We start from the raw sequence: 6,150 nt of genomic DNA, 5'->3' as shown, positions 1-6,150 counted from the left end.
TTTTGAGGAGGAAAATCTTTTTACTGAAGTCTTTATATTCAGCATAAGTGGATTTTTGCTTTGTAAAGAAGTCCGAGATTATGAATTGTTTTTAAGTATATTGAAAAAATACTCCTATTTTATTGTGTCAATTTCTGGTGTAGTATTACTTTTTGCGAGAGTTGGATCGGCCTATATGGGATTTAGCTATGCTATATTGCTATATATATTGACGCTTTTGTATTATGGCTTTTTTAAAGGCGATAAGGCGGCATTTATCGCAGGAATAATTGGATCACTTATTGATATAGCTGGTGGTACAAGAGGATCTTTGCTGTGTTTGTTTGCACTTTTTATTGGCTTTTTAATATTTTCTAAAAAATGGAAAATATGTATAGTATTATGTTTTTCAGTTTTGCTTATTGCTTTAAACATAAATCCTATTGTTAATTTACTATATTCTATAACTACATCATTAGGAATTAGTTCTCGAATATTAGAAGCCTTACTGGGTACAAATATGTCATCCATTTCTTTTACTAATGGTAGAACAACAATTACGAATGTTGCATTTGATCTAATTAAAGAAAATACCTTGGGCTATGGTTACTTAGGAGAAAGAGCTTACTTAAATGATAGAGTATGGTGGTTCACTACAGATGGTTATGCACACAATATTTTTCTTGAGATAATTTTACAATTTGGTATTTTTTTTGGTTTTTTACTTATTGTTGCTTTGATTTATTTGATTTTTAATTTTGCCATTAAATTTAATGCTAATAATGCGGCATTTTCGATTGGCATAATTTATATGTGCTATTGTGTTCATCTCATGGTTTCAAGAAGCTATACAACAACATTTGAATTTTGGTTTTTATTGGGCTTGCTTCTTCAATATAATTGGAAAAAGCTCAAGTTCGGAGGAACTAGTACATGGTCAATATAAAAAAGAATTTTATGTATCAAAGCTTTTATCAAATTTTAATAATATTACTTCCGCTAGTTACCTCCCCTTATGTTTCAAGAATCCTTGGTGCTGAGAATCTTGGTATCTATTCATATACATATTCAATTGCAACTTATTTTGTTTTAATAGCAATGCTTGGTATAAACAATTATAGCAATAGAGCAATAGCTATGGTAAGAGATGACAGAGAAAAGCTTAATAAAACATTTAGTAGTATATTTCTTTTACATGTAGTAATATCATTAATTGTTCTTATATTCTATATTATATATTTAGTTTATGTGGTTAAAGAAAACAAACTGTATGCTGCCATACAAAGCTTATATATCTTTGGAGCACTATTTGATATAAATTGGTTTTTCTTTGGAATTGAGCAATTTAAGCTTACAGTTACTAGAAATACCATTATAAAATTAGCTACGGTTGTTTGCATTTTCTTATTTGTTAGGAATAAAAGCGACCTTTGGATATATGTATTGATACTAGCAGCAGGAACATTTATCAGTCAATCGATAGTTTGGTTCTTTTTGGGGAAATATACATCTTTTGTTAGTGTTGGATATAAAGATATGCTTCAACATTTGAAACCAATGTTGGTTTTGTTTATACCAGTGATTGCTATCAGTCTTTACAAGGTTATGGATAAAATCATGCTTGGTAGCATTTGTGAAAAAGAACAAGTTGGATTTTTTGAAAATGCCGAAAAAGCTATTAATATTCCGAATGGTGTGATAGGTGCATTTGGAACTGTTATGCTGCCAAAGATGTCAAACCTTGCGTCTAAAGGATTAATAAGTGAAAGCCAGCGGTATATAAAAGTTTCAGTTAAATATATGATGCTAATTGCATTAGCCCTTACATTTGGTTTCATGTCGGTGGCTGATGATTTTTCAATCTTGTTTTGGGGTGAGGAGTTTGAGGAATGCGGAAAGTTGATTTTTGTTCTAGCTATGACAGTTCCTTTCCTTGCATTTGCGAATGTGATTAGAACACAGTATCTAATACCTAGACAGAAAGATAAGGAATATACAGTTTCAGTTTTTTTCGGCGCTGTAGTTAATGTGATAATGAATGCACTTTTGATTCCGCACTATGAAGCAATAGGGGCTGCTATTGGTACTCTATGTGCAGAAGTAAGCGTTTGCTTGTTACAGGTTATACTAGTTAGGAAAGAGCTACCTCTTGTATCTTATTTTAAAAGTTTTGCATCATTTATTATCATGGGTATTATTATGGCACTTGTTGTAAATGGTGTTGGAACTTTCTTTACCAATAGATTCCTATCACTTCTGATGGAAATTTCGGTGGGCGCAGTTGTCTATATTATAATGGCAACGGTATATCTGTGGTTTACCAGAGATCAAATATTTCTCGATTTGGTGCATAAATATAAATCTAGATTAAATATAAAAAAGTAAACATTTATATGAGAAAGTCTACTAATTTTATATTTTTTAATAGTAAACTCCAGGGTGTATGTACTGCACTTATTAATGGCTGAACCTGTTTTGATTTATTAATAAACGCCCGAATAATAAACCTTGGATTTACTATGTAAGTGCAATATATTCTACTATTTGCCAGGCGATTTACGCAGGTGTATTGGACTCAGAACGATTGTTTCATGGGAATTGCGGATCGGAGAATAAAATGCGGAGCAAAATGCTAAACCAGAGGAAAGATTTATCAGTAACTAGATTCAACAGCGTCCTAAAGGTAGGCTGTGCCCGACTGGTAAACTTCAAGACCTAAGATATGGAATGACATTTTAGGTTATTATACTAGGGAGGATTATTTAGTGTCCAAAATAATTTTATTTAAAGATAAAATAGATTGTTGCGGTTGCAGCGCATGTATGAATATATGCCCTAAAAGTGCCATCACTATGGTTCCGGATGAATTTGGTTTTATTTATCCACAAATTGATGATCTAAAATGTATTGAATGCGGTTTGTGTAAAAAGACATGTGGTTATCAGAAAGAGTCACATAAAGTAAAAAACCTTAGTACATGGGTGGCTGTGAATAAAGCGGATGAAGTGCTTAAGAAGTCAGCTTCAGGAGGCGCTTTTTCTGCTATTGCTAAAGAAGTTCTTGCTGCTGGTGGAATGGTATTTGGCTGTGCTATGATATTGGAAAGTGGTGAATTAATTCCAAAACATATCTCGATTGATAGAATTGAGGACTTGTATAAACTGCAAGGTTCTAAGTATGTCCAGAGTTTTACGAAAGATTCCTATCAGCAAGTGAAAAAATTATTAAATTCGGAAAAAAAAGTACTTTTTTCTGGAACTCCTTGCCAAATAGTGGGGTTATATGCGTTTCTAGGAAGTGAAGAATATAAGAATCTTTATACTATAGATATTATTTGCCATGGTGTTCCAAATGCAAAATTTTTCTTAGACTACTTAAAAGAATTGGAAAAGAAAAAGAATGGTACGATTACATCGTTTATATTTCGCGATAAACAAAACGGTTGGGGGCTAATGGCCTCAGTTACATATAAAAAGCAGGCTGGCGATATGAAAAAAGGACTATTGAATACAAAAATTTCATCATATTACAGTTTGTTTTTATCATCCAAAATATATCGAATTAACTGCTATAGTTGTCCTTATGCGGGTTTAAGTAGGCCGGGAAATATTTCTATTGGAGATTTCTGGGGAATTGAAAAGCAACATCCCGAATATTTGAATGGTACCAAAGCAAGTATTGAGAAGAGTAAAGGTGTTTCTTGTATTTTAGTCAATAATGAGCATGGAACTGATCTAGTGCAAAAATATGGAAACAATCTACATCTACTGCCATCTACTGTTGATAAAGCCGCAGAATGCAATGGACAGCTAAAAGCACCAAGCCCTTTTAGCCAGGACCGGGAAATAATTATGCAAATTTATAAAAATCAAGGTTATTCCGCGGTAGATACATGGTACCGCAAAAAAGTAGGGATAAAATATCCTGTTTATATATTATGGAATGCAATGCCCAATAATATACAGAAAACAATTAAGAAATTGCTAAAACATTAGTAGAAAAATAATTTGGTGATTTGATTACGCAGTAAATCAGTAATTAAATGTCTTTGTTGTTATGGCGAAACTTATTAATTGTGGGATTTTTCTAAACATAGAATGCATTTGAAAAAGGTGGTGTAACATTGAAAACTGATAAGCTCCGGCTATCCGGCTATTTATATAGGGGCGAGCGGAGTTTACCGTATAATAGTGGTAATATGTTCTGGGGCAGAGCAGGTGATGATCTAATGTGAGCTAAAGGAAAACTTATATTAAGATTAATTGAATAAATATCATTATATAATCAACTGAACTTGGAACGAACCCCTTATTATAGATAAAAATAATGGTGAATAATATGTTATATAAAATTTTAGCAAAGGATATAATTGAACCGCTTTTATACTTACCAAAAGGACTGATATTTGGAGTAATATTGATTGTAGCTCTTATATTAATAAATGGATTATGGTATCAGTTCAGAAGATGTATTCTCATAACTCCAATTAAGATTATTTGTCTGGGATTGTTTGTGACATACATGTATACATTACTTCAACAAACCTATTTTTCCCGTCCCCCAGGCTCAAGGAATACAGTTAGTTTAATTTTAGGTGAAACGTGGCAAGGTAGTGTTCAGAGTAAGGCTTATGTAATCGAAAATATTTTGATGATGATCCCATTCGGTGTTCTTCTTCCAAACGTACTTAAACCTGCGGAAAGTATATTTGGTTGTATTCCGTTAGGATTTTTCTTTTCGGTTAGCCTAGAATATGCTCAATTTCTCTCCCAACGAGGTCATATGCAGGTAGACGATGTTGTAATGAATGTAATAGGAACGATTATTGGATATTTATTCTTTGTATCCATTAAACTATTACGCAGACTCAATAAATATCTTAAAGAGAAAAAGTGCTTCTTATTATGATAACTTAGGTTACAAAAAAATGCATAATACATGGAAATATAAAGATATGTAAGAGAATGTAAAGAGAATAGTAGATTTTTAACTGATTGCGCCTTAGTTTTCCTTATCAGATTGAGCTTTTACTCATATTTAAAGGCTTTTTTTATATAAATATACACCAAAAGATTGGAAATAAAACTATATAAAATCAGCATTATCGATAAAAAACGCTGAAAACATACATTGTAAAGATGTTGTGAACGTATAAACCTTGCATTTTTACATAAAGAGAGTTAAAATATACACATCAATTTAATTTGTAACAAAATTGAAGGTAGGATAGTGAAAGGAGAAACATTATGAAGATGAAAAAGCTAGTGATAGCAGCATTAGCCGCAGCAATCACTGTGGGCAGTGCATTGCCAGCATCTGCAGCATGGGTTCAGTCTGGTTCCGAATGGAGATATCAGAACCAGGACGGAAGCTGGCAGGCAAACAAGTGGTTTCAGGAGGATGGCAAGTGGTATCATTTTGATGCAAATGGCAATGCACAGAAGGGCTGGTTAAAGGATACCGATGGTAAGTGGTATTTCTTTGCATACAATGGAATTATGCAGACAGGTCTGATCAAAGTCGATGACAAAGTGTATTATATGAATGCGGACGGCTCACTGTTTTCTGGTAGTATGAAGATCGGGACAGTAGAATATAACTTTACCGAGTATGGAACAACAAATGGAAAACCATCTGTAAGCGCACCTCAGACTTTTGGAGGTAACGGAAACCAGTCTAGTACATTTGGTGGTGGTAGTGGTGGTTCCAAATCAAGTAATAGTATTACGGGAGACTCAACAGAAGTGGCTACTGTTAAGGAAACAGTTAAGGAAGCATTTAACAGCATTAAGTCAGATCCTACTATAATGGATACTATTGATGATGTTAAGGTGACTGGAACTACAATTAAATTCACCTATAAAAATCCTACGACTGGCCCTGATACTAAGGTTTCAGATGCTGGATTTATAGGGGCTGTACAGACTGCTTTAGAGGATGTCCTGTCAGGTGAAGATGTAAGCCGTATCGTAGTAGGAAACAAAACGTTTATTGCAGGAGATTCGGTAGACTTTGAAGCGTATGCAGAGAGCTTGGGTTATGGTGATAAAACCATTGATGAAGTCATTAACCTCCTGAAAGGTAAGAAGGGCATAACGGTATATACAAGCAGCAATGAAAAGATAAACTATTCTGTTGCTGCCGAGTAAATCTACATAATGATATCTAGAT

At 33.4% G+C, this 6,150-nt stretch carries 5 protein-coding genes; all 5 read left to right on the top strand.

Annotation, left to right across the window (positions count from 1 at the left end):
- The coding region (locus RT269_RS03280) for an O-antigen ligase family protein (protein WP_313180560.1) at positions 1-925 on the top strand (925 nt) is incomplete at its 5' end.
- Positions 913-2,364 carry a flippase gene (locus RT269_RS03275; protein ID WP_313180559.1) on the top strand — a complete coding sequence of 484 codons (1,452 nt, stop codon included), beginning with the start codon at positions 913-915 and terminating at the stop codon, positions 2,362-2,364. The genes RT269_RS03280 and RT269_RS03275, both read left to right, overlap by 13 nt.
- 380 nt (positions 2,365-2,744) lie before the next feature.
- On the top strand, positions 2,745-3,974 hold the full coding sequence (locus RT269_RS03270; protein WP_313180558.1) for a Coenzyme F420 hydrogenase/dehydrogenase, beta subunit C-terminal domain: 1,230 nt from the start codon (positions 2,745-2,747) through the stop codon (positions 3,972-3,974).
- A gap of 343 nt (positions 3,975-4,317) precedes the next feature.
- Positions 4,318-4,887 carry a VanZ family protein gene (locus RT269_RS03265; RefSeq protein ID WP_313180557.1) on the top strand — a complete coding sequence of 190 codons (570 nt, stop codon included), beginning with the start codon at positions 4,318-4,320 and terminating at the stop codon, positions 4,885-4,887.
- A gap of 338 nt (positions 4,888-5,225) precedes the next feature.
- Complete coding sequence (locus RT269_RS03260) at positions 5,226-6,128, top strand: N-acetylmuramoyl-L-alanine amidase family protein (protein WP_313180556.1); 903 nt, start codon at positions 5,226-5,228, stop codon at positions 6,126-6,128.
- Positions 6,129-6,150: the final 22 nt, after the last annotated feature.

The organism is Lacrimispora sp., assembly GCF_032078915.1.
Lineage (GTDB): Bacteria > Bacillota > Clostridia > Lachnospirales > Lachnospiraceae > Lacrimispora.
Note: the sequence above shows the minus strand (reverse complement) of the source record. Positions and strands in the feature narration are given on the sequence as shown.